19 protein-coding genes and 2 pseudogenes are annotated in these 21,868 nt (G+C 63.7%); 7 read left to right on the top strand and 14 right to left on the bottom strand.

Annotation, left to right across the window (positions count from 1 at the left end; all coding sequences use genetic code 11):
* Positions 1–6 precede the first annotated feature (6 nt).
* From BMIN_RS03610 to BMIN_RS03600, 3 genes are all read right to left on the bottom strand, one after another.
* Entirely contained in the window at positions 7–933 is a 927-nt protein-coding gene (locus BMIN_RS03610; RefSeq protein ID WP_022861038.1) for an ABC transporter permease, read from the bottom strand.
* Positions 934–1,115: 182 nt separating this feature from the next.
* Positions 1,116–2,750 (bottom strand): peptide ABC transporter substrate-binding protein, encoded by a 1,635-nt coding sequence (locus BMIN_RS03605; protein ID WP_022861039.1) that lies wholly within the window; start codon positions 2,748–2,750, stop codon positions 1,116–1,118.
* A 345-nt stretch (positions 2,751–3,095) separates the two neighbouring features.
* Positions 3,096–4,142, bottom strand: coding sequence for a tyrosine recombinase XerC (locus tag BMIN_RS03600; protein ID WP_081928452.1), 1,047 nt, complete (start codon positions 4,140–4,142; stop codon positions 3,096–3,098).
* Between the two features lie 408 nt (positions 4,143–4,550).
* Between BMIN_RS03600 and BMIN_RS03595 the strand changes: the two genes are divergently transcribed.
* The 3 genes from BMIN_RS03595 to BMIN_RS03585 are packed head-to-tail and all read left to right on the top strand — an operon-like array spanning position 4,551 to position 8,528.
* Complete coding sequence (locus BMIN_RS03595) at positions 4,551–5,492, top strand: ABC transporter ATP-binding protein (protein ID WP_022861041.1); 942 nt, start codon at positions 4,551–4,553, stop codon at positions 5,490–5,492.
* Positions 5,489–8,149, top strand: a complete 2,661-nt coding sequence (locus BMIN_RS03590; protein ID WP_022861042.1) for an ABC transporter permease — start codon at positions 5,489–5,491, stop codon at positions 8,147–8,149. The genes BMIN_RS03595 and BMIN_RS03590 overlap by 4 nt, the downstream gene beginning before the upstream one ends.
* A complete protein-coding gene (locus BMIN_RS03585) occupies positions 8,142–8,528 on the top strand; it encodes a DUF6725 family protein (RefSeq protein ID WP_022861043.1) in 387 nt (128 codons plus the stop codon). Before BMIN_RS03590 ends, BMIN_RS03585 begins: the two co-directional genes overlap by 8 nt.
* 143 nt (positions 8,529–8,671) lie before the next feature.
* On the opposite strand, the gene BMIN_RS03580 is transcribed toward BMIN_RS03585, so the two are convergent.
* The 11 genes and pseudogenes from BMIN_RS03580 to infC form a co-directional block, all read right to left on the bottom strand.
* Complete coding sequence (locus BMIN_RS03580) at positions 8,672–9,700, bottom strand: prephenate dehydrogenase (protein ID WP_022861044.1); 1,029 nt, start codon at positions 9,698–9,700, stop codon at positions 8,672–8,674.
* Positions 9,694–10,770 carry a prephenate dehydratase gene (locus tag BMIN_RS03575; RefSeq protein WP_022861045.1) on the bottom strand — a complete coding sequence of 359 codons (1,077 nt, stop codon included), beginning with the start codon at positions 10,768–10,770 and terminating at the stop codon, positions 9,694–9,696. Before BMIN_RS03575 ends, BMIN_RS03580 begins: the two co-directional genes overlap by 7 nt.
* A 200-nt stretch (positions 10,771–10,970) precedes the next feature.
* Positions 10,971–11,390, bottom strand: a pseudogene (locus BMIN_RS03570) (alcohol dehydrogenase); the annotation flags it as partial.
* A gap of 94 nt (positions 11,391–11,484) precedes the next feature.
* The gene (gene typA, locus BMIN_RS03565) at positions 11,485–13,407 is read right to left on the bottom strand and encodes a translational GTPase TypA (protein ID WP_022861047.1); all 1,923 of its coding nucleotides are present in this window, start codon (positions 13,405–13,407) and stop codon (positions 11,485–11,487) included.
* Positions 13,408–13,540: 133 nt separating this feature from the next.
* On the bottom strand, positions 13,541–14,191 hold the full coding sequence (gene scpB / locus BMIN_RS03560; RefSeq protein WP_022861048.1) for an SMC-Scp complex subunit ScpB: 651 nt from the start codon (positions 14,189–14,191) through the stop codon (positions 13,541–13,543).
* Positions 14,178–15,158 (bottom strand): segregation and condensation protein A, encoded by a 981-nt coding sequence (locus tag BMIN_RS03555; RefSeq protein WP_022861049.1) that lies wholly within the window; start codon positions 15,156–15,158, stop codon positions 14,178–14,180. Before BMIN_RS03555 ends, scpB begins: the two co-directional genes overlap by 14 nt.
* Positions 15,159–15,187: 29 nt before the next feature.
* A complete protein-coding gene (locus BMIN_RS03550; protein ID WP_022861050.1) occupies positions 15,188–16,027 on the bottom strand; it encodes a ParA family protein in 840 nt (279 codons plus the stop codon).
* A gap of 45 nt (positions 16,028–16,072) precedes the next feature.
* Positions 16,073–16,963, bottom strand: a complete 891-nt coding sequence (gene xerD / locus BMIN_RS03545) for a site-specific tyrosine recombinase XerD (protein WP_051126316.1) — start codon at positions 16,961–16,963, stop codon at positions 16,073–16,075.
* Between the two features lie 92 nt (positions 16,964–17,055).
* Complete coding sequence (gene rplT, locus BMIN_RS03540) at positions 17,056–17,439, bottom strand: 50S ribosomal protein L20 (RefSeq protein ID WP_022861052.1); 384 nt, start codon at positions 17,437–17,439, stop codon at positions 17,056–17,058.
* 41 nt (positions 17,440–17,480) lie between these two features.
* Complete coding sequence (gene rpmI, locus BMIN_RS03535; RefSeq protein WP_022861053.1) at positions 17,481–17,675, bottom strand: 50S ribosomal protein L35; 195 nt, start codon at positions 17,673–17,675, stop codon at positions 17,481–17,483.
* 76 nt (positions 17,676–17,751) lie between these two features.
* Positions 17,752–18,447 carry a translation initiation factor IF-3 gene (gene infC / locus BMIN_RS03530; protein WP_022861054.1) on the bottom strand — a complete coding sequence of 232 codons (696 nt, stop codon included), beginning with the start codon at positions 18,445–18,447 and terminating at the stop codon, positions 17,752–17,754.
* A gap of 296 nt (positions 18,448–18,743) precedes the next feature.
* On the opposite strand from infC, the pseudogene BMIN_RS08930 reads away from it, so the two are divergent.
* The 4 genes and pseudogenes from BMIN_RS08930 to ybaK all read left to right on the top strand — a co-directional run.
* Positions 18,744–19,484: pseudogene (locus tag BMIN_RS08930) on the top strand (thiamine diphosphokinase); the annotation flags it as partial.
* Positions 19,476–19,901 carry a Spx/MgsR family RNA polymerase-binding regulatory protein gene (locus tag BMIN_RS08925; RefSeq protein WP_238565615.1) on the top strand — a complete coding sequence of 142 codons (426 nt, stop codon included), beginning with the start codon at positions 19,476–19,478 and terminating at the stop codon, positions 19,899–19,901. The pseudogene BMIN_RS08930 and the gene BMIN_RS08925, both read left to right, overlap by 9 nt.
* Before the next feature lie 67 nt (positions 19,902–19,968).
* Positions 19,969–21,024: a type I glyceraldehyde-3-phosphate dehydrogenase gene (gap, locus tag BMIN_RS03520; protein WP_026647428.1), complete on the top strand. Its 1,056-nt coding sequence runs from the start codon at positions 19,969–19,971 to the stop codon at positions 21,022–21,024.
* A gap of 284 nt (positions 21,025–21,308) precedes the next feature.
* Positions 21,309–21,812 carry a Cys-tRNA(Pro) deacylase gene (gene ybaK / locus BMIN_RS03515; protein ID WP_026647429.1) on the top strand — a complete coding sequence of 168 codons (504 nt, stop codon included), beginning with the start codon at positions 21,309–21,311 and terminating at the stop codon, positions 21,810–21,812.
* Positions 21,813–21,868 lie beyond the last annotated feature (56 nt).

Below are 21,868 nucleotides of genomic sequence, written 5' to 3'. Positions count from 1 at the left end.
CCCCGATCACGCGTAGCGGATACGCGGGTCAAGGGCCGCGTACAGCAGGTCGACGAGAAGATTGGAGATCATGAACACCAGCATCAGCAGCGTCACGATGGACACCACCATGTTGCTCTCGCCTTTGAGGATGCTTTGGTAGGTGAGGAATCCGATGCCGTGGATGTTGAAGATGGTCTCGGTGATCATGGCCCCGCCCATGAGGGCGCCGAGGTCCTGGCCCAGATACGTGACCACGGGTATGAGCGAGTTGCGCAGGACGTGACGCACCATCACGGCGGCGTCGCTCATGCCCTTGGCGCGCGCGGTGCGAACGTAGTCCTCGGCGATGTTCGACGATATCTCGGCACGCGTCAGCCGGATGATGTAGGCCATCGACACGGATCCCAGAACCATCGCCGGCATGAGAAGATCCAGAAAACCGGGGTCGGATCCCGCCGTGACGGGGAGGATGCGCCATTTGACGCCAAGAAGATACTGTCCGATGAAGCCCGTGACGAAGGTGGGGACCGAGATGAGCAGAAGGGAGACGACGAGGATCACGCTGTCGTACCACTTGCCCTTCTTGAATCCGGCGATGATGCCGAAGACGACGCCGAAGACGGCCTCGAAGACGAAGGCCATCAGCGCCAGCTTTATCGTGACGGGGAAGGCGCGGCCGATCTCGTCGATGACGGGCTGGCCCGAGAACGTCTGTCCGAAGTTGAGCGTGAGCGCGTTGCGCAGGAAGAGAAGATACTGAATGATGAAGGGCTTGTCGAGGTTGTATTCGGAGCGGATCTGGGCCGCCACGGCGTCGTTGACGGGCTTGTCCCCGAACATCGCCTTCACCGGATCCCCCGGAAGCGCGAAAACGAGGGCGTACACCAGCAGGGTCGTGCCGAGTACGACGGGGATCATCTGCAGGATCCTGCGCAGAAGATACTTGCCCACCGATCACTCCTTTGTTCTGATCAATACTGTTCACGCAGCGTTGTGATGCCGACGTCGACATGGCGCCGCACACGTCACGACAGTTTACCCCCATGAGGTGGCAGCGGCGTGTGAAACCGGCTCCGGCCGGGTGGGGGGAACGCCCCCGTCCCGGCCGGAGCCGCGATCTCACAGCGATTGAATCACTTGGTCATGTCCTCGTAGACCGGCAGATTCTGCCAGTTCATCTCGAAGCCCTTGACGTCGGTGGCCGCGACGCCGTAGGCGTTGCTGTAGTACAGCGGGATCGCCGGCAGGTCGTTGAGGAGGATCTCCTGCGCCTGCTGGTAGATCTTGTTCGCGCTATCGGTGCTGGTCGCGGCATAGGCCTTGTCCAGCAGGGCGTCGAAGGCGGAGTTCTTGTAGTCTCCATCATTCGCACCGTTGCCGTCCGCCGCCGCGGAATCGAAGATCTGGAACAGGTAGTTCTCCGGCGAGGGATAGTCGGGCTGCCATCCGGTGCGGAACGCGCCGGTCATCTTGCGGCTTGTGATGTCGTCGCGGAACTCCTGGAAGGTCGGGATCGGATTGGTGGCCGCCTTGATTCCCAGGGTGTTCTTGAGCTGGTTCACCACGGCGTCGTACACGGGCTTGGCCCCGCCGTCGGCGTTGTAGGAGAAGGTCAGCGTTCCGTCGTACTTCGAGATCGCGTCGGCCTCGGCCCACAGCTTCTTGGCCTTGGCGGCGTTGTGCTTAAGGTTGTCGACGCCCTTGAGGGAGTCGGAGTAGCCCGGGGTCAGTGGCGAGGTGAAGTCCACGGCAGGGGTGCCGATGCCGTTGAGCACCTTGGACGTGATGGCCTTGCGGTCGATCGCCATGGAGATGGCCTGACGACGCAGCTGGCCTTCCTTCGTGTCGGTTTTGAAGTGCTCGAGCGAGCTGGGGATGGTGAAGGTCTGGATAACCGATCCGGGCTTGTTGTACGCCTGGACCGACGAGTCCGTCTGGAAGGTCTTGGTCGCGGACGCCGGGACGGTCTCCATGACGTCGAGGTTGCCCGCCTGGATGTCGGCGTAGGCGGCCTGGTCATTGGTGTAGATCTTGAAGGTCACGCCGTCGTTCTTCGCGGGGGTGTTGCCCTTGTAGTCGGAGTTCTTGACGAGCTTGATCTCGTTGTTGTGGCTCCAGCTCTCGAACTTGTAGGGGCCGTTGCCGACGGGCTTCTCGCCGAAGGCCTTGGGATCCTTGTAGAAGGATTCGGGAAGCGGTGCGAAGGCAAGATAGCCGACCTTGATCGGGAAGGTCGCGTCCGGCTGGGACAACGTCACGACGAAATCGAGGTCGTCGACGACCTTGAGCCCGGACAGCTGCTCGGTGCCCTTGAGCTTCTTGGTGTCCTGAAGCGCGTCGTAGCCCTTGATGGTCGAGAAGAAGGAGGACGTGATCTGCGCGTTCTTCGCGTTCGCGGTGTAGCTCCACGACTTGGTGAAGGATTCGGCCGTCACCGCAGTGCCGTCGGTGAACTTCCAGCCGCTTTTGAGCTTGATGGTGTACTGCGAGGCGTCGGCGTTCGGCGTGATGGATTCCGCCACCTCGTTGCTGGCGTTGCCCTTGGCGTCGAACGACACCAGACGCGCGAACAGGAGGTCTCCGGGCTTGCCGCCGCCGGTCTCGTTGGTGTTGCCGGGAACCAGCGGGTTCTGCGGCTCGGATGCGTATGCCGTGATGATGTCCTTGCCGCTGTTCGACGAGGTGTTCGACGACGAACCGCAGCCGCTGAGGGCCACGGCGACGGCGCACACCGCCGCGGCGGCCGCAAGTATCTTCCTTGTGGTCATTATGTTGTTTCCTCTCTCTCTTCTCCTTGACGGGCAACCGTTGACGCTGGAACGCCCGCCATACAGGAAGGGACCGGCACCAACGGTGCCGATCCCCATCGATTCCGCTTATCATACGCATACTTACCGGTTGGCGTATATTGCATGACGGCAATCTGAACATATTCCTGAGAAACATTGCGACATCACTGAAAAATCGCTGATTCGCTCTCCAAATCGAATACATTTCCACGATTTCGTCATACGTGACGGCGGGACCGACGGTCCTTTTCCGACAGTCCCATGTTAACCACATGTTTCTCCCACCGCGTTTCTGTTAACGGCATGTTAACAATCACCCTTATGTTAACAATCACCCTTGAGTCGGCCGCTCCACTCACCCCGCCCACCACGAGACACGCTCTCCGCGGGAATGGCCGCCCGCGAGCGGAGCCCTCCGTCAGGCCCGGGGAAAGGCTGATCGTAGCGCCGTCTCATCGTACCGATCGACACATGCGTATAGCGCTGGGTGGTCGTCAGGGAGGAATGCCCCAGCATCTCCTGGACCTCGCGAAGATCGGCGCCTCCATCGAGCATGTGCGTCGCGGCGCTGTGCCGCAGCGCGTGCGGGCCCACGTCGGGAACGTCGGCCAGGCGAGCCATCTCATGGACGACGGTTCTGACCGCGCGCTGGTCGATGCGTCGGCCGCGCATCCCCAGGAACAACGCATCGGGGCCGTCGCTGCCCACCTCGTCACCCGTCCCACCGGACGCGGGCGCCAGAACGGGGCGTCCCTTCTCAAGCCATTCGCCCACAGCGTCATCGGCGGGACCTCCGAAGGGGACGACACGCTGTTTGTCTCCCTTCCCCCGCACGCGGACGAGTCGCTGCGCCCGGTCGACGTCGTTCACGTCCATGCCGACCAACTCGGCGACGCGCACGCCGGTGGCATACAGCATCTCCACGATGGCGGCGTCACGGACGGACCGCGCCCGTTCGCGTGGCGACGGCTCCCCCGCGCCGTCCGACGCCCGCCCATCGGCCGCGTCCATCATCGCGCGCGCCTCGGAGGACGTCAGAACGGTAGGAAGAACGACCTGGACCTTGGGCGTCATCAGGGAGGCCGCGGGATCCGCAGGTATGAGCGAGCGCTCGCATGCCCAGGCGAAGAACCCCCGAACCGCGACCACCCGACGAGCCATCGAGGACCGCGCGTGGGACGGTTCATCCGCGGCGAGCCAGGAGCGCAGATCGTCGATCCCGACCTCGGACAGACCCCGTATCCCCAACCCGGACAGGCGCGCTAGGCATGCGGAGACATCATCCCCGTACGCTCTGATGGTTCGCGCGCTCAGGCCTCGGTTGTCCGAGCAGAAACGCAGATAATCGCTCAGTTCCTTCTCTCCAAGCACGCAATCCTCCTTCCGGGTCCGTCGACGCGCCCTTCATCGGAGCCCGTCCGCGGAAATCCGCCACGCCTCCATGGCATCTCCGTCCATCTCTCCCACGCGGAAGCCCTGACGACCCCATACATATATCCATATGTTCCTCTATATATTAAGTTTCTCTTTAAGTTCCCACTTAAGTGTCGCTTTGCCTCCTCTTTTCCGACCCTCCTCCCTTCTCCCACTTTCCCCCCACGGTTCTCCGCCCATGATCCTTTCCCCTTATGATTCCTCCTCTCATGGTTCTCCGCAGTTCATCGGGAATTCCTCGTGTCCCCATCGACACGACCATGCGGCACGTTAGTGTGGGACATGGCACAATCCGCAACGGACCGCCGCGGACACGGCGCCGGAACCACGCCGAAGGAAGACATCATGTCACGAGCAATTCCAGCCCACGCACGCACCACAGGCTCCCATTCGGCCGTTACCACGGCGGAACCGTCATCTCCGACGACCGCGACGAACTCCACCTCCGACGACGACGACGCCATCGTCGCCCGGGCGATCGATCTCACGAAGACCTACGGAAACGCAGAGGCGGCCGTAACCGCGCTGGACCATGTCAGCGTCGACTTCGCCAGGGGACAGCTCACCGCGATCATGGGACCCTCCGGATCCGGAAAGTCCACGCTCATGCACTGCATGGCCGGTCTCGACAGGCCCAGCTCGGGGACCGTCCTCGTCGAGGGACTCGAGGTGTCCTCGATGAGCCAGCGCCAGCTGACCCGGCTTCGCCGTCAGCGTATCGGATTCATCTTCCAGTCCTTCAATCTCGTCCCCACGCTCACCGCCAAGGAGAACATCCTCCTTCCCCTGCAGATCGCCCGACGGCCCATCGATATGGAGTGGTTCACCCATGTGGTCGACGTCGTGGGACTAGCCGACCGTCTGGATCACCGTCCCAGCCAGCTTTCCGGCGGCCAGCAGCAGAGGGTCGCGTGCGCCCGGGCGCTGATGTCCCGCCCGGCCGTGATCTTCGCCGACGAGCCGACCGGGAATCTGGATTCGCGTTCCAGCCGTGAGGTTCTGGAGTTCCTCCGCGATTCCGTTCGCCAATACGGTCAGAGCATCGTCATGGTCACCCATGATCCCCGTGCGGCCTCATACGCCGATCGGGTCGTGGTGCTTGCGGACGGCCGGATAATCCAGGACATGGACGATCCCGGGTACGACCAGATACTGGAGGTCTTCGCCTCCGACGACACGGACTCACCCACCGTCGCAGACTCGCCCACCGTCGCAGACTCCCCCACCGGCACGGATTCCCCCGCCGACGCCGTCTCCCACGCACCCACGGATGGGGACCGGTCATGATCCGCATAGGGCTGCGCGACGCCAAAGGGCATTTCCGTCGTTTCGTCATGTCGATCATCGCCATAGCACTCGGCGTCGCGTTCGTGGTGGGATCGTTCTGCTTCCATGAGATGCTCAACAACCAGACCGAGCAGATGATGGCCACCAACGCCGACCACGACGTCTACGTGCGCGGAACCGACCGAACCTCCACCGACCAGGGATCCTCGACGGGGTCGACGTCATCGACGGACACCTACAATCAGATCTCCTCCGACCTCGTCACCACCATCACGAAAGTCCACGGCGTGACCTCGGCTGTCACCAGCGAAAGCCTCAGTCTCAGCGGCGTGGTCCTCGTCGGATCGAACGGTGATGCCGTCTCCACTCTGGGCGCGCCGACGATGGCGATAGCCATGGATCGGGGCCACCCGTGGCGATCCGCGACGCTGTCCTCCGGACGGCTCCCCCGCTCCGACAACGAGATCGTCCTTGACGGGTTCGCGGCCGACAAAGCCGATCTGCAAACGGGCGACCACGCCACCCTCGTGCTACCGGACGGACCGCGAACGATGACCGTCGTGGGGACGTTCAGCACCAGCACCAGCCAGGCCGGGGCGATACTCATCGGCGTTAATCCTCCTCTCGTGACCCATTACTCATCCCTTGCGGGGAACACCACCGACAAAACCTCATTGATCGGCGTCTACGGCAGTACGTCCACGCCACTCGACGACGCGCAGCAGCAGGCCTTGGCGAAGGCGATCAACGCCAGACTCCCCAAGAACTCCTCGGCCCATGCCATCACCGGCAACGACTACCGCGACGAAAGCACCAAGGCCATCCAGGACCAGCTGGGATTCGTTCAGCCGCTCATCCTCATCTTCGCGGTGATCGCGTTGTTCGTCGGCTCGTTCATCATCGCGAACACCTTCTCGATGATCGTCAGGGAATCCATGCGGGGCTACGCGCTTCTGCGCTCCATCGGAGCCTCTCCCGCACAGGTCTTCATCACCGTGGTGGTGCAGGCGCTGGTTCTGGGAGTGATCGGTTCGGTCCTCGGAGTGGCGCTCGGATGGGGCATGGTCCGCCTCATCGTCGCGGCGCTGTCATCCCAGGGAATGCCGCTGACGGGAGCCGTCTCGCCCTCGGTCTCCGACATCGCCATTGGAGTGGCCGTAGGAATCACGGTGTCGGTCCTCGGATCCGCCATCCCGGCGCGGCGGGCGTCCTTCACGCCTCCCATCGAGGCCATGAACGAGACCGTCAATCCGGAGCGCCCCGTCTGGCCTCGCGGCATCATCGGCACGGTCATGGCGGTCGGGGGGGTCCTCAGCTGGATACTGACCTACCGTCTCAGCACGGACTCCCCCGACGGACCGACGCCCTGGCACTCCATCAACACCATGGCCATCGGCTGGCCTCTGGGGATCGGGGCGGGCCTCGTCATCATCGGAACGATCGTGGCGGGTCCGGCCCTCATACATCCCGTGGGCGCCGTCCTCGGCTGGATTCCCTCGAAGGTCTTCCCCGTCACCGGGCGTCTGGCCACGCGCAACCTCTCACGATCGGCCCGGCGAAGCTCGAACACCGCCGCGGCGTTGTTCGTGGGCATCGCCATCGTCAGCTGCCTCGCAGTGATAGCCACGTCGGCCAAGGCCTCCGTGTCATCCCTGATCGACAACGGTCTGAAGGCCGACTTCGCCGTCATGTCCGCATCCTACGGCGAGATACCCACGGGGGCCGTGGATGCACTTCGCAAGGTGGACGGGGTGGACAGCCTGAACGCCGACCACATCGTCATGGGACTGAAATACAACGGGAAGTCGATATCCGGAAATACCGTGGCCGCCCAAAGCACCATGTTCTCGAACGTCTTCGAGGCGGAATCCCGATCCGGTGACCCCACGCGCGCCCTCACGGACGGAGAGCTGGTGGTCGGATCGACGATAGCGGACGAGAACGGCTGGTCGGTCGGCGACACCATCACCGTGGGAACAGGCACGGCATCCGGAAAGCTGTACGCGACCCTGCGCCTGCGCGTGGGCGCCATAGTCGACAACTCCGTCTATCGCAGCAGCATCATCATGACCGACGCCGTCGCCGGATCCCTGGTGCCGGCAACGGCGATGCCGGTCGGAGAGGTGTTCATATCCGCGAAATCGGGCACGTCCACCACCACCCTGGGCGAGGCGCTGCGCAAAGCCGTCAAACCCTACTACGTCATCACCGTCATGACGCGGGACGAATACAAATCCACCATCAGCGACACGATCGACAGCATGCTTATAGTCCTCTACGCGCTGCTCGCACTGTCGATCATCATCGCGATCTTCGGCATCGTCAACACGCTGGCGCTCAACGTCTCCGAACGCACCAGGGAGATTGGACTGCTGCGCGCCATCGGCACATCCAGAAGCCAGATCCGGGGCATGCTGGGGATCGAGGCCGCGATCATATCGGTTATCGGCACGATCGCCGGAATCGTGGCGGGGGTGGGGGCCGGCGTGGTCATCCGCGAGGTGTACGCGGCACAGGGCCTCGAGACACTGGCCATTCCGTGGGGGCAACTGGCGGCGTTCATCGGATTGTCCATCGTCGTGGGGCTGTTGGCGAGCGTCTCGCCCGCCAGTCAGGCTCTTCGGCGACCCGTTCTGGAGGCCGTGTCCAGTGAATGAGAAGAACGAGAATTCGCGTCCCGCGCGCGGCGATCATCAGAATGGCGTCCCTGACCGCATGAACCGTACGAACCGTACGAACGGGGATACTACGCCCGCGCGCGCCATACCCGAAGGCGTCTCCATACCGGAGGGAGTCAGGGTGGTCGTCCGGATGAGAGTGGGGATCGACGAGCGCACGGGAAGAATGAGCTATCGCGACGTGCTCGGCCATGTCGAGTCATGGGATGGCACGATTCTGCGGATCCGTCGCGACGCCTCCATCGATGGATCCCGCCCCGAATGCCTGATGGACCTCAACGTCGCCGACATCGCCGTGATCAAGCCGGTTCCTGAGCGAAGGACGCGGCCACGGGGTTCCGCGCATCCGAGCGTCTGAGCGGGATGCGGCGAAGGGTGCGACAAAGGGGATGCGGCGAATCCCTGATGGCGAAACCAGCGTTGACGCAGACAGCAGCGTCACACAGCAGCGTCACACAGCAGCGTCACACAGCAGGTGATAGGCCCATGAGGCCATAAGTCCTATGCGAAGGGTCTGCTCACCACGGCGGCGGTTCTGCCGGGTCCCAGGGAACGGATGCGCTCGCCGCGAACGGCGGAGCGCAGAAGATCATCACGCCAATTCTCTCCACCGTCAAGCGTCAGATCCCGCGGACCATCATCCCCTGGATACGCTTTCGGCTGCGGGGCCGTCCGCCCGCGCATGGCGAGACGATAGTCGCGGAAGGGCTGCCCGTGCCGGAAGAACTCCGCAAGGGACTCCTCGTCCCCGTTGTGCAGCGCGTCGGCGACGGCATCCAAACGCGCCGCCATCGAGCGCAGCAGAAGCTCCACGTTCTCCCCGTCCTCCTCGATCATGGCCCGGGTCCGCGCCGGATCGGTCAAAGCCACCCGCGTCATGTCGCGCCATGATCCGGCCGACAACGCCGCGGCCACCGCGCGATCGGGATCGTCGCACAATTCGTTGATCAAAGCCGTCGAGACGGCATGGGGCATATGAGAGATCATCGCTGCCGCTCGATCGTGAGTCCGGTCATCCACCACGATGAGATCGTCCCCGACCAGATCGGTGATCATGGACGCGACGGCCTCCAGCCTTTCCCACGACGTGCGGCCATCGACCGTCACCGCCCACAATGCGCCATCGAACAGCGTCGGGTCGGCGGCGTCGAAACCCGATCTCTCGTTCCCCGCCATGGGATGGGCACCCACATAGCAGTCAGCCAATCCCGCCGCGGCCACCTGCCGTCGAACCATCGCCTTCACGCTGCCCACATCAGTCAGGGTCGTGCGCGAGGGATCAAGGAACCGCGACAATTCGCCAAGCACCTGCGGCATGGCCCGAAGCGGATTGCACAACACGATTATCTCCGGATCCGACGCCGTCAGGGCCTCCAGGGAATCCACGCAGACGATTCCGCGGCTCCGGGCCTCCCCATACGGATGATCGCGATGGTTCCACGCCACGACCTCGCATCCGGCATCCACCAGACGCAGCGCCAGTGATCCGCCGATCAATCCCAGACCGACGACACCAATCCTGCTCACCACAGCAACTCCCTCGCCATCATCTCATTCGCCGGGGAACCCGGCACGCGTCCATCGTCCCCATCCCGAGCGGAACCGATACCGACCACCGGATTCCTTCCATCAGCCGTACCGTTCCGGGCCGTCGCCCCCTTCAGGGCCATACGCTCATCAGGGGCCAGCCTCACCCCTCCACGGGGAAGCATCCAGGCATCCACCGGAGGATTGGGGGTCTCCCTGCGCGGGTACACCGCCAGCGTTTTGATCCAGTCCCCGGCCATGGCCAGATCACGGAGGCAGTCACGGAACCGTGGCTCCCAGGGCGCCGCATCAAGCGTGGCAATGAAGCTGTATGTCCCGTCATGGCCCTTGATGGGACGGGAGATGAAACTGGTCATGTTCAATCCGGCGTCACGAAGCACATCGAGGAGATTGGCCAGAACGCCAGGCCCCGTGCTGAGGGGGATGATGGTGACCACCGTCTCGAACTCCCGGATGGAACCGCCGCGAAGGACGTCCATGGCCTCATCCCTGTCATCACGAGGGACGACGACGAGGAAGTCCGTCCTCGCGCCCTCGTAGTCCTGGACATGCGAACGGAGCGTCCGGACACCATAAAGAGGACCGCACAGCGCGGGGGCCAACGCCACCTGTCCCGGGCCAAGATCCCGGCATGCCGCGGCGTTCGACGTCGCGGGAACCGCGCGCAGACCGTTGTCCTCGATGAAGGCACGACACTGGGCCAATCCGTGGGGATGGGCGACGGCCTCGGCCAGGGGCCGCCCGGAATCGGGAAGGACGAACGCGTCAAAGGCCACGTCGACCGACACCCTCAGCACCCCCACGGCGTTGCGCGAGTCGATAAGCGCGTCCAGATTGGGGACGACGTATCCCTCGACGTTGTTCTCCCAGGCGATCACCGCCCATGCGTGGGACGACTGAACGGCCTCCATCATGACGGGAACATCCGACGCGGGAGTCGGCACGGTCCCTACGCCCAGCGCATCATCCATCACGGATGCGGCGCGCTGGGCGGCCTCATGAGTGAACGACCCCCGCGGCCCCAGATACAGCAACGGACGCGAACCGTTCATAAGCGCGACTCCCCGCCATCATCGAAATTCCCGCCATCCTGCGGTGCGACGTCCGTTCCTTGGGAAACCGTCCCCGGGGAGAACGTCGCCTCAGAATCCACCACAGGGGAATCCACCACCAGGGAATCCGTCCCCTGCGAGAGGACCCCGCCATGCGGAGCCCCACGCGTCCCTCCCGCCTCACGACGGCCCGACGCATTGAAGAACCGCGCGGGAAGCACGACCAGAACGACCTGAACCAGGATCAGGCCATATAACCAGAGATATCCCACATGCTGACTGAAATACGGGATTCCGGAACCCGAAAAGCCCACGGGCGTCGTCGCATCGCCGCCGTCGGCTCCACCCATCGCCATGCCCCATGCCGCCATCGAGGACACCATGAGATGGAGGGCCAACGCGACGACGCCATCACGCGACCGCGCACACCACGCGGACATCCCCACAATCGCCAACGCCAGAACCAGACCATAGGGAATATTGGACGAGGCCCCCATGCGATGCGCGAAGGTCCCCACGAAGCCGACGGCGACCGACGAGGCCAGCGTGATCGCGTAGCGAACCGGCATTGGCAGGGTTTGGGACCACGGTCGATCGTCACCGTTCGCGCAATGAGACATACCTCCAGTATGCACCACGCCGCATGCGTTCACGCGGCATGGCGCCGCTTCGCCTCCACCGGACGGATGCCGCCTCAACGCATCCGGCTCCCTCTCACGAGTTGTTGTTCTGACGACGCTGCCTGGCGCGCCACTTGTACCACTCGTCACGGCTGAGGATGATCTTGCGCACGCGCACGGCCTCCGGGGTCACCTCGACGCACTCGTCCTCATTGGCGAAGTCAAGGCACTCCTCCAGGCTCATGCGGATGGGCGGCGTAAGCGTCTCAAGGACGTCGGCGGTAGCCGAGCGCATGTTGGTCATATGCTTGGCGAGCGTGATGTTCACATCAAGCTCGTCGGGCTTGTTGTTCACGCCGACGACCTGACCCTCATACACCGGGCTCTGCGGATCGACGAAGAAGTTGCCGCGGGCCTGCAGCCTCTGCATCGCGTAGGGGGTGGCGATCCCGGCGCGGTCGGACACCATGGAGCCGTTCTGGCGGGTGACGATCTGCCCCGCCCAGGGAGCGTACCCCGCGGAGAGAGAACTCGCGATGCCGGTCCCTCTGGTGGCTGAAAGCAGCGCCGTGCGGAAGCCGATCAGGCCGCGCGACGGAACGGTGAACTGCAGGCGGACCCATCCGGATCCGTGGTTGCTCATCGAATCCATGCGGCCCTTGCGGTCGGCCATAAGCTGCGTGACGGTTCCCATGTACTCCTCGGGAACGTCGATGGTGGTGTTCTCCATCGGCTCGTTGATCTTGCCGTCGATCTCCTTGGTGACCACCTGGGGGCGTCCGACGGTGAGCTCATATCCCTCACGACGCATCTGCTCGGCGAGGATGGCCAGAGCCAGCTCCCCCCTGCCCTGAACCTTCCAGGCGTCGGGACGCTCCGTGGGAAGAACATGGATGGAGACGTTGCCGATGAGCTCATGCTCGAGACGATCCTTGATCATCCTCGCGGTGAGCTTGTGGTCCTTGCCCTCGGTGCCGGCCAACGGGGAATCGTTGACGCCGAAGGTCATGGAGATCGCAGGCTCGTCCACATGGATCAGCGGAAGCGGGCGCGGATCGGACATATCGACGATGGTCTCGCCGATCATGATGTCGTTGACGCCGGCGACGGCCACGATGTCCCCGGGACCCGCCTGGTCGACGGGAACGCGATCAAGCCCCTGCGTGCGCAGGATCTCGGTGAGCTTGAACTGCTCGATGGATCCGTCCACACGGGAGAGACCGTACTGCTTGCCCTTGGTCAGAGTGCCGTTGTAGACGCGGATCAGACCAAGGCGTCCCAGATAGTCCGAGGCGTCGATGTTGGTCACATGGGCCTGAAGAGGCGCGTCCTCGTCGTAATGGGGAGCGGGAATGGTGGAGATGATGGATTCGAACAACGGTTCGAGGTCCTTGTTGTCGGGCAGACCGCCGTCCTCGGGCTGGTTCACCGAGGCGTATCCGGCCTTCGCCGCGCAGTAGATGACGGGAAGCTCAAGCAACGAGTCGAGGTCGAGATCGACGCCCTCCTCGGTGACGTCCTGGGCGAGTCCCAGAAGCAGATCCGTGGATTCCGCGACGACCTCGCTGATCCGCGCATCGGGACGGTCGACCTTGTTCACGCACAGAATGACGGGAAGCTTGGCCTCAAGAGCCTTGCGCAGAACGAAGCGGGTCTGCGGCAGGGGCCCTTCGGACGCGTCGACGAGAAGGACGACGCCATCGACCATGGAGATGCCGCGCTCCACCTCGCCACCGAAATCGGCGTGGCCCGGCGTGTCGATGACGTTGATGGTGATGCCTTCGGGATGGCCGTACTTCGCAGCCAGAGGTCCCGTGTACTGCACCGCGGTGTTCTTGGCAAGGATGGTGATGCCCTTCTCACGCTCCAGGGCGTTGGAGTCCATGACGCGGTCGGGAACCTCCTCGCGCTCGGAGAACACATGCGACTGCTGCAGCATCGCATTGACCAGCGTCGTCTTGCCATGATCGACATGAGCCACAATCGCCACATTCCGGATATCCCCGCGAACCGCCATCAAGAACCTCTCTTTGCCATACCGGCGCGACACCGGACGCCCGCGGCGTCCGTGTACGGACCTCTCCGGTCCGCACGCACCCTAAACCGTCGCAAGTGTAACGATGCGGGACGACACCACCACGCGGACGGCCTCACCTCGGATCCCACCGCAGCGCGTCCTGCGCCGAGTCGGGAAGCAGCGGGGCGAGATCCGGCAGCTGGTCGAGCGACGACATCCCCATACGGTCGAGGAACTCATCGGTGGTGGACAGAAGCGCCGCATGCGTCTCGGCATCCTCGCCACGCTCCTCAACGAGGTCGCGGACTATGAGCATTCTGATGACCCCATCGGATCCCACTCCACGAATCGCCGACACCTGAGCTCGGGTCATGGGCTGCTTGTAGGCGATAATCGCCAGCGCCTCCAAGGCCGCGGACGACAGCACCGCCGACGGCCCGGATCCGGAAAGACGGGACACGAGGGACGCATACTCCGGTCTGCTCACCAGCTGCCATCCCCGCGTCATTCTTCTCAAGGCGAAGCCCCGAACGCGACCGCCGGAGGAACCGCCACCGTCATAGTCGCGGCTCAGCGAGCTCAGCGCCTCATCCACCCGATCAGCGGAGACGCCGAGAATACGCGCCGCGTCCGCGGGACGGAGAGGGCCATCGCTCGCGATGAGCAGCGCTTCAAGACACGACTCAAGGCCGGCGTCACCGTCGTCGGCGTCCCCACGGTCACCGACGACGCCGCCCCCCATCGCTCCGGAGTGATCCGAAGTCCCTCCGTCAATCCGCGACATGGCTCTCCTCACCCTCGTCCTCCTGCCTTCGTGCGCCCTCTCGCCTTCCTGCCGGTCGCGCCCGCCCGTCGCCCTCGCCTCTCGCGCCATCATCCGCATCCCCGTCCGTCCCTCGATCCACGGCATCCGCGGATGCGACCCACCGCACCATCACGGGCTCGAAGGGTCCGACCTGACGGAACTGCAGCCACCCGCGCTTGATGAAAACGAGCAGCGCGAAGAACCTCGCCACCACCACCGGACGGGATCCGGCATCGTCGCACAGGTTCTCGAAGCTTATGGCCTGCCTGCGAGGCATGGACAGTATGCGGGAACGCAGGATGTCCGCCTGCTCGCGAAGATCCACCAGCGGACCGCGAAGCCGATGCCCGGACAATCGAGTGATGGGCGAATCGGCGAGGACGCCGGCCGCGATGCGAGCCAGCTGGTTCGCATCCGTGGACCATACCAGTTCCGGAGCCACGCGACGGATCGTCTCGCACGAGGCCGGATGCGCGACCCACGCACCCTGCGAGTCCATACGCGATCCCATGGCCTGCGCGGCCCTGCTGAACGCCTGATACTGCAGCAGTCTGGCGAACAGAAGGTCACGCTCCTGCAGAGCCCTCATGGCCTCCTGCCCATCGCGTCCCTGAGCGTCAGACGGAAGCAGCGCGGCGCTTTTGGCCTCGACGAGTATGGATGCGACGTCAAGAAAAGCGCTGACCTGCCCGAGGTCGGCATCATCGTCGAGATTCCCGGCATACGACAGGAACTCCTCGGTGATCGCGGACAACGACAGCTCGGTGAGCTCCAGTTTGCGCGCCGACACCAGCGCCAGCAGCGCCTCGAACGGGCCGGAATAGACGTCAAGATCGACGACGAAGGTGGATTCCCCATCCGAGGCCGACGAGGGCCGTCCGGTATCGGATGACGCCGTGCCGCCCGTACGGTCGCCGTCGAATCGCGACGCCGCCCGCTCATCCATGGATGCTCACTCCGGTCCACACGGGAGCGTCACGGAACGATCTCGCGGTAGATCAGCTCCCTGGCCACCTCCCGATATTCCTTGGCCGTTTTGTGGGTTGGAGCATAGACCGTGATGGGGGCGGCCGCCACCGTCGAGTCGGGCAGCTTTATCGAGCGTGAGATCACCGTATGAAGCACCTTGTTCTGAAAAGCCTCATGGATGCGCTGAAGCACCTCCTGGGAATGCAGCGTCCTCGTGTACATCGTCACCAGAACGCCGTAGACCCGAAGATCCGGATTGATCCGTGACTGGACCTTCTCGATGGACTGCATGAGAAGCGCCACCCCGCGAAGCGCGAAGAACTCCGCCGCGACCGGGATGATGACGCCGTCCGCGGCCGTGAGGGCGTTGACGGTGAGAAGCCCCAGGGACGGCTGGCAGTCGATGATGATGACATCATAGTCATCCCTCACCCTGCGCAGGACGCCGGCGAGAATCTGTTCTCGCCCGACCTCGGTCACCAGCTGTATCTCGGCCGCGGAGAGATCGATGTTCGCGGGGAGGACGTCGATGTTCTCGAAGTCGGTATGGCAGATAACCGTCCGGGGGTCGATGGTGGGATCGAAAAGCACCGTGTACACGGTCGACTCCACCGTGTTGGCATTGATCCCCAAGCCGACCGTCGCCGCTCCCTGCGGGTCGAAGTCGACGACGAGGACCCTGCGCCCGTACTGGCTGAGGGTTCCGGCGATATTGATGGCACTGGTGGTCTTCCCCACCCCGCCCTTCTGGTTACACATCGCGATGACGCGAGCCGGGCCATGCTGCGTGAGAGGCTCCGGCTCGGGGAACGTCTCGTAGACACGTCCAAGCAAATCCGTAGGCATGCCCCCCACATTACCAACAGGTATGTTCACGACCACGCCCCGCCATCACCGACGGGCCCGCGGATGGGACGTGGCATACGTCTCGATAAGCGTCTGGGGGCTTATGTGCGTGTACACCTGGGTGGTAGTCACCGACGCATGTCCCAGCAGCTCCTGGACGGTCCGGACATCGGCGCCGCCCTCGATGAGATGGGTCGCGAAGGAGTGCCTCAGGGTGTGGGGATGCAGAGGGATCGGGAGATGGGCTCGCTCGCCCGCGAGTCGGACGGCATCCCATGCCGATTGACGCGACAGACGCCGGCCACGACGATTGAGGAACACCGCCGAGGCTTCGACGCCGTGACGCGATCTGCCGGACAATTCGGGACGACCTGAATCGAGATATTCACGAAGGGCGTCGCAGGCGTATCCGCCGACCGGGACAAGACGCTGTTTGGACCCCTTCCCCGTCAATCTGACATACTCCTCGTCCAGATCGAGATCGCCGCGATCAAGGCCGACGGCCTCGGAGATCCTCGCCCCCGTGGCGTAAAGGAATTCGAGAAGCGCCTTGTCTCGCAGGACGATCGGGTCTGAGCTTCCCGACATCGCGGCGGCGTCCATCAGGGATCTGACCTGATCGATGGTGAGGACGTCAGGAAGATCGCGCGGAGCCCGAGGAGGTCTGACCGCGGATGAGACATCCGCGTCGGCCTGTCCCTGGGCCACGGCGAAACGATGGAAATCATGGATCGCCGCAAGACGCCTGGCGCGGCTGGTGGCTCCGTCGCCGCCGCGGGCGCGATGCGCGAGATAGTCCTCGATGTCCCGACGGGACACGGCCCGCACGTCCTCGATGCCATGGTCGGCAAGCCATGCGCTGTATTTTCGCAGGTCGGCGCCATAGGCGCTGACCGTCGCTGGCGATAGCCCCCGCTCCACGGCGATGTGGGCCATGAACTGCTCGCCGAGCCGCCGATACGGTTCGGCGAACGCAATTGGGCCCCGTCCGTCGACGGGGCCCAATGCGCTGTGTTCACCGGTCATGCTCAGGCGGCGACCGGTGCGTTCACATCCTCGGGAAGGGCGTTCTTCGCCTCGGCGACCAGAGCGCGGAACGTCTCGGGATCCGAGACGGCGATCTCAGCCAGAGCCCGGCGGTCAAGATCGATCTCGGCCAGACGCAGACCCTGCATGAAGCGGTTGTAGGTTATGCCTTCGGCGCGTGCGGCGGCGTTGATGCGCTGGATCCACAGCTTGCGGAAGTCGCCCTTGCGCGCCTTGCGGTCGCGGTAGTTGTAGTTGAAGGAGTGAAGCAGCTGCTCCTTGGCCTTGCGGTACAGGCGTGAACGCTGCCCACGGTAGCCGGAGGCCCTTTCCAGAACGACGCGACGCTTCTTATGGGCGTTCACTGCGCGCTTGACTCGTGCCATGTTATTTCCTCAGCTTTCTTATGACGTCTACAGTACGATGCTCAGTGGTTGAGCAGCTTGCGCATGTTCTTGCTCTGGGCGGGAGCGAGAACCTCGTCCGTGGACAGAGCGCGGCGCTTGCGGGCCGACTTGTGCTCAAGATTGTGGCGCATCGCGCTGCCGGCGTGCATGAGCTTGCCCGAACCCGTCACGCGGACGCGCTTGGACGCGGCTGAATTACTTTTCATCTTCGGCATTGCTGCCCTCCTTGTTGATGATGGACATCGTGTGCGGATCGTATCCGTCCCCAAAGGGACGCCCGGATCCGAAATCTCAGTTCGCTGCGCCGCCCGCCGTGGGCCCCTCCGCGGAGGAGGACTCGGCATCCGTTCCCGTGGGTCCCTGTTTGGCCGCAAGACGTGCCGCCTGCCTTGCCTGACGCTCGGCGCGGGACTCCGCCCCACGACGTCGCTGCTCCGACTGCGTGTGGACCTTCTTGCCCTTGGGCGCAAGCGTCATGATGATGTTGCGTCCCTCCTGCCGCGGAGACGACTCGATGGTCCCATACTCCGACACGTCCTCGGCCAGACGCCGCAGAAGCTCGACCCCGCCGATCGGACGCGACTGCTCGCGTCCACGAAGCATGATGGTCACCTTGACCTTGTCTCCACCGGTCAGGAAGCGCGTGACGTGACCCTCCTTGACGACGAAGTCATGGTCGTCGATTTTGAGACGGAAACGAATCTCCTTGATTTCCGCAGCACTCTGGTTGCGACGCGCCTGACGAGCCTTGACCTTCTCGGTGTATTTGAACTTGCCGTAGTCGATGAGCTTGGCGACGGGAGGATTCGAGTTGGGGGCCACCTCAACGAGATCGAGACTCGCCTCCTTGGCCAGATTAAGGGCCACCGAGGTAGCGATCACTCCGACCTGCTCCCCGTTCGGTCCGATGAGGCGCACCTGAGGCACCCTGATCTCATCGTTGATACGTGGTTCGTCGCTGATGATGACTCCAATCCTTGTATGCATCCACCGAGACGGTCCTCCATGAAGAAGACCTTCGGAGTCCATGCCGTGGCAGGATGGAGGCGCATGGGAGTCAACCCATGATCGACCATGTCATCACCACATATCGGGCTTCATAAGCCCGGTCATGAACCCGAAACCGCAAAAGGCCTCCAGGTGGGGTCGCCCCTCTTTCTTGATTACTCAAGCCAAGGTGGAACTGTACCACATCATGGGGAACGACGCCACCTGCATGTCGCGCCATCGCTCATGATGGCCCGCCATCACTTCGGCGGATTCCATTCACTACAGTGGATCCCATGACAATGCCGATATCCATGGCCACCCAGGTGACCTGCGTCGTCCTGGGCGCAGGAGAGTACCCCGACCCCCATCCCCGACTTCCCCGGCACCATCTGCTGATCGCCGCGGATGGCGGTTTGGATCATGCCCGGGCTGCGGGGCTGAGGCCCGATGTGGTCATCGGCGATTTCGACTCAGCCGCCGGCCCGATTCCGTCCGCGAGCGACGCCGAACCGGCGGAGACCATCGCTCTTCCAGCGCAGAAGGACGACACGGACATGCTCAGCGCCCTGAAGATCGGGTGGGAACGCGGCATGCGAACGTTCCATATATATGGTGGCCTCGGAGGACGACCCGACCATTCCCTCGCGAACATCCAGCTCACGGCGCTGCTCTCCCGTCATGGAGGCATAGGGTTCCTCCACGGTGACGGAACCGTCGTCACGGCGATTACCGATGGCTCATTGAGATTCCCGGGACATCCCTGCCCGGAGCCATCGGTCATCTCCGTGCTGTGCCATTCGGACTCCGCCACCGGCGTGACCGAAAAAGGCCTTGCGTACCGTCTGGATGACGCGACGATGTCGAACACCATCCCGAACGGCGTCAGCAACGAGTTCGTCGATGGGGTGCCCTCGTACGTGGCTGTGCTCGACGGTACGCTGGTGGTGACCTTCCCCGAGGGGACGCCCATCCCTCATGCCGTCACCAGTCATCAGTCATCAGGCGGCCTGGGCGCCATCGACCGCGTGGTAAGCGCCGCGGTCAACGACGGACCGCGCTCCACCGCCGCGCATCCCGTGGTCCTGTACTGCCACCGCCCCTGCTCGACCTGCGACAAGGCCCGAGCCTGGCTTGACGACAACGCCATCGCCTACCGCGAAATAGAGATCGCGCTGCACAATCCCGATGCGGAACGGCTCGGGATGTGGCTGGATCTCTCGGGTCTGCCCATCCGTCGGCTGTTCAACACCTCGGGCCGGCTGTACCGATCCCACAACATCAGCTCGCGTCTGGATGGCATGAGCCGGGACGAAGCCCTCGCGGTACTCGCATCGGACGGCATGATGGTGCGACGTCCGGTGCTCGAATACGCCGACGGCGTGCTCATCGGTTTTAAGCCGAAGGAGTGGCGCGACGCTTTGCTCTCGTACAGACGCGGCATTAGAGTGTAGCTGTCGGTAAACCAAGGCCGTGGTGCTTTTCGCGCATCCCGGATCCGAATCCCTAAGGGAGACATACATGACAGTAAAGATTGGTATCAACGGCTTCGGCCGCATCGGTCGTCTCGCGTTCCGCCGCATCTTCGAGCTGCAGGCCCGGGGCGGGGAGGCCGGTGACATCGAGGTCGCAGCCATCAACGATTTGACCACGCCGTCCATGCTGGCCTATCTGCTCAAGTACGACAGCACCCATGGAACCTTCCGTCACGATGACGGAACCCCCGTCGAGGTCACCTCCACCGACGACTCCATCGTCGTCGACGGCAAATCCTACAAGGTCTATGCCGAGAAGGACGCCAACAACATCCCGTGGGTCAAGAACGACGGCGTCGAGTTCGTGCTCGAGTGCACCGGCTTCTACACCTCGGCGGAGAAGTCCCAGGCCCACATCAACGCGGGCGCCAAGAAGGTCCTGATCTCCGCTCCGGCGAAGGACGAGACCACCCCCACCGTCGTGTTCGGCGTGAACGAGGGCATCCTCAAGCCCTCCGACGCGATCGTCTCCGCCGGATCCTGCACCACGAACTCCCTTGCCGCGATGGTCAAGCTGCTCGACGAGAAGTGGGGTATCAAGGCCGGCTTCATGACGACCATCCACGCCTACACCGGCACCCAGATGATCCTCGATGGACCGCGTTTCCCGAAGGAGCGCAACAACCGCGCCGCCGCGATCAACACGATCCCCCATTCGACCGGTGCCGCCAAGGCCATCGGCAAGGTCGTCCCCTCGGTCAACGGCAAGCTGCAGGGCCACGCCCAGCGCATCCAGGTCCCGGACGGATCCGTCACCGAGCTCACCTCCGTGCTGAACGCCCCGGCCACGGTCGATGAGATCAACGCCGCCTTCAAGGAGGCGTTCTCCACCACCGACTTCTACGGATACAACGCTGACGGCATCGTCTCGTCCGACATCGTCGGGGACACCCACGGCGGCGTCTTCGATCCCACGCAGACGGATGTCAACGCGGTCGACGGAGTAACGCTCGCCCGCACCGTGTCGTGGTACGACAACGAGTACGGATTCACCTGCAACATGATCCGCACCCTGCTGTACTTCGCGGAAATCGCGGAGTGAGCCGGCTCGCGTGGACGGATCTCGATTGATCTAGCCAAGCGCTGACACAACGGAAAGGGGTCCGTTCCCACCGGGACGGGCCCCTTCGGCGTATCCGATTCCGTATCCGATTCCGCTCCATACCCGATCCCATGGCCGACCTCCGGGACTTCCACGGCCGCTCCCTGCACCGCCGCCGATCGCGCGATCGCCCGCCGAATCAGACAGGGACGCCGCACGGCCCGACGATCCCCCGACCCGCTCCGCGAGATGCCAGATTCAGACCTTGCGCTAGAACTACTGGCATGGGCAAGTCACATCACTCCGGCAAAGGATCGACACCGGCGACGGTGCAGCTCGAACGCGCCGGAACCCCCTTCCACATCTATGAATATGAGCATTCCCGCGACCATATGGACTCCGGATATGGTCTGGAGGCCGCGATGAGGCTCGGATTCGACGCCGGGCAGATTTTCAAAACGCTGATGGCCGATATAGGAGCCGAACGCGTCATCGGCATCGTGCCGGTCAATGGCCATCTGGATCTCAAGGCGCTTGCCGCCGCCGTCGGCGCAAAGAAGGCGACCATGGCCGATCCGGCGCTGGCCCAGCGAGAGAGCGGCTACGTTCTGGGCGGGATATCCCCATTCGGACAGCGCACACGACACCGAACCGTTCTTGACGACAGCGCCCTCGCCTATGATGAGATTCTCGTATCGGGAGGGAAGCGTGGGTTCGACGTCGGACTCTCCCCCTCCGACCTTCTCACCGTTCTCGACGCCTCCACCGCCCATCTGCGGACGATCTAGGATGCGGACGATCGAGGATGCGGACGACCTAGGATGCGGACGATCGAGAAGTGGCC

It is taken from the genome of Bifidobacterium minimum (assembly GCF_000741645.1).
GTDB classification, from domain to species: Bacteria; Actinomycetota; Actinomycetes; order Actinomycetales; family Bifidobacteriaceae; genus Bifidobacterium; species Bifidobacterium minimum.
This window is presented reverse-complemented; position numbering and strand designations above follow the sequence as displayed.